The 4747-nt window shown below is 31.6% G+C and carries 5 protein-coding genes; all 5 read left to right on the plus strand.

What is annotated here, in order from left to right:
* Positions 1 to 992: 992 nt before the first annotated feature.
* Complete coding sequence (locus Q0W95_RS07435; protein WP_297791429.1) at positions 993 to 1694, plus strand: lantibiotic protection ABC transporter ATP-binding protein; 702 nt, start codon at positions 993 to 995, stop codon at positions 1692 to 1694.
* Positions 1695 to 1697: 3 nt separating this feature from the next.
* Complete coding sequence (locus Q0W95_RS07440) at positions 1698 to 2438, plus strand: lantibiotic immunity ABC transporter MutE/EpiE family permease subunit (protein ID WP_297791431.1); 741 nt, start codon at positions 1698 to 1700, stop codon at positions 2436 to 2438.
* Positions 2438 to 3178, plus strand: a complete 741-nt coding sequence (locus Q0W95_RS07445; RefSeq protein ID WP_297791433.1) for a lantibiotic immunity ABC transporter MutG family permease subunit — start codon at positions 2438 to 2440, stop codon at positions 3176 to 3178. The genes Q0W95_RS07440 and Q0W95_RS07445 overlap by 1 nt, the downstream gene beginning before the upstream one ends.
* A 32-nt stretch (positions 3179 to 3210) precedes the next feature.
* Complete coding sequence (locus Q0W95_RS07450) at positions 3211 to 3870, plus strand: response regulator transcription factor (RefSeq protein ID WP_297791435.1); 660 nt, start codon at positions 3211 to 3213, stop codon at positions 3868 to 3870.
* A partial coding sequence (locus Q0W95_RS07455) for a histidine kinase dimerization/phospho-acceptor domain-containing protein (protein ID WP_297791437.1) occupies positions 3861 to 4747 on the plus strand: 887 nt, incomplete at its 3' end. The genes Q0W95_RS07450 and Q0W95_RS07455, both read left to right, overlap by 10 nt.

Raw genomic sequence — 4747 nt, forward strand, 5'->3', positions numbered from 1 at the left:
ACACCTGTGTTAGGTCGTCGGCAGCGTCAGATGTGTATAAGAGACAGATATTCATCTTTTTGTAATTGAAAAATCCTTTATGATTTTCTTGCTTATTTTCCCTAATCTATCTTCGATTAATCTCTAAAAGAAACTACTCAATTACGCCCAATTATATAATATTCAAAAATAATCTATTAGGAAATATGGTGAAATAGACTAAGTACAGAAATCCGATATGAGGCGTACGCGAGTCACGCCACAATTACGTATATTCGAAACGAGTATATTTGACCGTTTCATCTTCGGTTTACTGTTTCCTAAGTATACTTGAAAATTATTACATAATTTTTAATCCCATTTAGTGAATCAGAAAAGCCAACGCTCCTATTCGTCGCGTCGGCTTTTCTTCCCTGCAGAAGGGTTTCCATCCATCTATCTTCGACTTCGTGCTCGATATATGGGGCTAACGTAAAAACATCGCTTGCGATGTCCTCTCGAAAACTCTCGTGAGTTTTCTCGCTTAGTTTTGTGCTAGCCCGTCTGGCTTTTGGAAGACCCACCACGCGAAGTCCTAACCCTATTTCGTCAGAAATAGATGGTAGGCCTGGTGCAGTGGCTGAGTGGTCTCAAAAATGACCGATGCTTTCGCATCGGTCACCCATAGATGGTGGGACTAACGAAAATCACAGTTTCACTGCTCTCCGCGATCTGCTCTATTTTTCGGGTAAAACTCCCACACAGGGGAGTTTTATTCCCATTCTTCTTTTCCAAACGTACGATATATCCCAAGCCAATCAAAATGCTAGATTATATTTTTTCTTGTATCACTAAATTCTTCTAATTATAGGACGTTTTCAGATTTTTAGTCCCATCCCAGTACCAGTACCGGATAATTTGTTTACTTTTAAGATAAAAACAATCTATTAATTTTTAAAGAAGCTTATTTTCCTTATGGAATCCTTAAATTTGTATTTTATACTAAGTTTATAAAATGAAGAGGAGGTTCATTTATGGACAAATTGATATTAGAAACAAAAAATCTTACTAAAACCTTTGGTAAGCAAAAAGCAGTAGATAATATTTCTTTAAAAATAAAAGAGAATTCTATCTATGGATTGCTAGGACCTAATGGAGCTGGTAAATCGACTACATTGAAGATGATTACTGGAATGATTCATAAAACATCTGGTCAAATCTTTTTTGAAGGTCATGAGTGGAGTCGTGACGATTTATCGGATATTGGTGCCTTGATAGAAATGCCTGCCTTGTATGAGAACTTATCGGCTAGGGAAAATTTAAAAGTAAGGACACTCCTACTAGGGTTACCAGATTCTAGGATTGATGAAGTTTTGGAAATAGTTAGTTTAAAAGATACTGGCAAAAAGAAAAGTGGTCAATTTTCTTTAGGGATGAAACAAAGGCTAGGTATCGCCATTGCCTTATTAAATAATCCTAAGCTTTTGATTTTAGATGAGCCAACAAACGGACTTGATCCTCTAGGAATTCAGGAATTGCGTGATTTAATAAGATCTTTCCCAGAAAAAGGAATAACCGTTATTTTGTCTAGTCATATTTTAGCAGAAGTTGAACAAACTGCTGACCATATTGGGATTATTAATAATGGAAAATTGCAATATCAAAACATTATTAATCATGATGACAATTTAGAAGAACTTTTTATGAATGTTATAAAAAGTGGAATGGGAGTGTAAAAAATGATATCTTATATTCTTGCAGAAAATTTAAAACACAAGGGCACTTTTTTGAAGAAGTTATTAGTTATTATGCCAATATCTTTAATCTTGTTGTCACTCTTTCTTATGCCAAGTTATTTCACTATTAATTCCTATAACTGGTGGTATGTCATAATAATGCCTACAACTTTTGCATTAATCCCAGCAATGATGGATAGAAAAGAAAGTAGGAAATTAAACTACAGAGCAGTTTTCCCTCTAAATATTAATCTCAAAAAGTTATGGGTTTCAAAGATAATCACAGCATTTATTTATATGAGTATTGCTGCTATAATTCATATGCTAGGGGTGTATATTTTTCAATTTTTAATTGGAGGGCAATTAACACCAAACTATGGATTTTCCACATTACTATTTGCAAGTTTCTTACTAATAATAACCAATATTTGGCAAATCCCTCTATGCTTTTTCTTAGCAAAAAAATTTGGCTTTATCGCAAGTATTGCAGTAAATGCAGTATTAGGTTTAGGATCAGGAATATTCTTGTCTGACAGTGCTTTTTGGATTTATTGCCCATATTCTTGGGGAATTAGGTTAATGATTCCTGTTATGCATATTCTACCAAGTGGTATTTTAATAGAAGCATCAAATCCAATGGTATCAAACACATCGTTACTTATTCCTTGTATTTTATCTATATGTCTATTTACCTTACTAACAATGATAAGTGCAAAATGGTTTTCAAAACAAGAGGTAAAATAATGATAAATATAATAAAATCAGAAATATACAAAATTAAAGGCACCTGGCTTCCTTGGATTCACATAGTCTTACCTATAGCCTATTCTTTATTATTTTATGTGGCATCAAAAACCACTGGATTAAAAAATTTTGAAGAAAACGATATAATACAAACTTATTTTGTACTTTTAGGAGCAGTAATGCCAATAATATTAAGTTTGATAACTTCAAAAGTAGTTGATATGGAAATGAGTGCTGGAAAATTTCAAGTGCTTTTATCTACTACAAAATCTAGAAGCAAAGCCTATATAGGAAAACTCCTTGTATTAGAATTGGAATTTGTTATTTCTCTTACTTTATCTATTATAATTTTTGCAATATTAACAGGATATCAAAATATCTCAGATTGGCTTATTGAATTTTTCTTAATTCTTATTAGCAGCCTTTCTCTATACATGATTCATCTTTGGGTATCAATTGAGTTAAGTAGTGGTGGATCTATTGGATTGGGTTTTCTAGAAACAATGATTGCTTTGCTTTCAATGACTGTCATTGGCGATAGTATTTGGTATTTTATACCTTGTACTTGGGGCTCCAGGCTTCCTGCGATGTATATAACGATGGGCAAAGCTTTAGATCCTTCCTATTTTTATAAAGAGTTTAGGCTGTGGGGTATAATAGCATCCTTTATTATCTTAATCTTATTTATTTCCTCAATTATTTGGTTTAATAAGTGGGATGGGAAATCTATTAGTGAATAAAAGTTTTTAATTTAAAATTAGGAGGTGATAAAATGTCTTTAATTCTTGCAGTTGATGATGAGTTAGATATGCTTGAACTAATAAAAAATATTTTGAAAAAGAACAATCATGAGGTCGATGTATATCAAAATCCTTTAGAGATTGATAATAGTAAACTTAGTAAATATGACTTGATTCTACTTGATATTATGATGCCAGGTATTGACGGAATTAGTTTCTGTAAGGATATTCGAGCTAAAGTAGACTGCCCTATTCTTTTTTTAACGGCAAAAACTATGGAAGAAGATATCGTTGAGGGCTTATTAATTGGTGGTGATGATTACATCACAAAACCATTTGGTGCAGCAGAACTAGTAGCTCGTATCGAAGCCCATTTAAGACGAGAAAAAAGAGAACGACACACTAGTTTAAATCTTGGTGAAATTCGATTTGATTTATCTTCCAATGAAGTTTTTGTAGGAGATGAAAAAGTTCATTTAACAAAATCCGAGTATCAAATTTCAGAATTACTAGCAAAAAGAAAAGGACAAGTATTTTCAAGAGACCAAATATATGAGCTTATCTTTGGATTTGATGGTATAGGAGATGCATCTGCAATATCAGAACATATAAAAAATATTAGGGCAAAGTTTCAAAAATATGGAAAAAATCCAATTGAAACAGTATGGGGAATCGGATATAAATGGAATTAAAATCAAAAGGTCAATCTCTTAAAAATATACTTTTTAAATATTTGTTAAGTATTGGGCTAGGACTAGCAATCTCCGTTTTATTAATCCTAGCTTTTATATCCGCTTCTTATCAATTTAAGTGGATATTTCCAGCAAACCATACTGAGAGTTTAATTCTTGAAAAAAGGATAAATATTGCCACTTCAAAAAAATTCGAAAAATCATTGCTACCAAATAATACATCTTATCTATTTTTAGCAAAAGACGAAAAAGTTGTAGAAACAAATATGAATAAGAATATCCAAGATATAGCCTTTAACTATCATAAGGGATCTGGTTATTCTAATGCCAATTTATCTTTTATGGAAATACAAAGATCAGATGGATATGTACTTGTAGCTTATAACCTAAAACCTTATTATAAAAGTCCTTGGATGCAAAAAAATCTACCACAAATAAATATTTTATTGCTAATTTTACTGATAATATTTTGCCTTATTAGTATTGTTACCACCACATTAATTTGGGCAAAGAAAATATCGAAAGAATTGAATCCTTTGCTAGAAGCTTCAGAAGAAATCAGGAAACAAAACTTAGATTTTCAAATTAAAAAGTCAAATGTTCAAGAATTTAATGTCATATTAGAAAGTTTAGAAAAAATGAAAGTAGGATTAAGTGAATCTTTAAGGACAAACTGGAGAGAGGAAGAGAAAAAAAGAAATCAGATTTCAGCATTAAGCCATGATATAAAGACTCCTCTTTCAATTATTAAGGGAAATTCAGAATTATTAGGAGAAACAAATCTAACAGAAGATCAGGAAAGCTATCTAGATTATATTAAAAATAACACAAACCGTATTGGTAAATATATAGAAACCTTAATGCTTGTTAATAAATC

It is taken from the genome of uncultured Anaerococcus sp. (genome assembly GCF_947253225.1).
In the GTDB taxonomy this organism is placed as follows: domain Bacteria; phylum Bacillota; class Clostridia; order Tissierellales; family Peptoniphilaceae; genus Anaerococcus.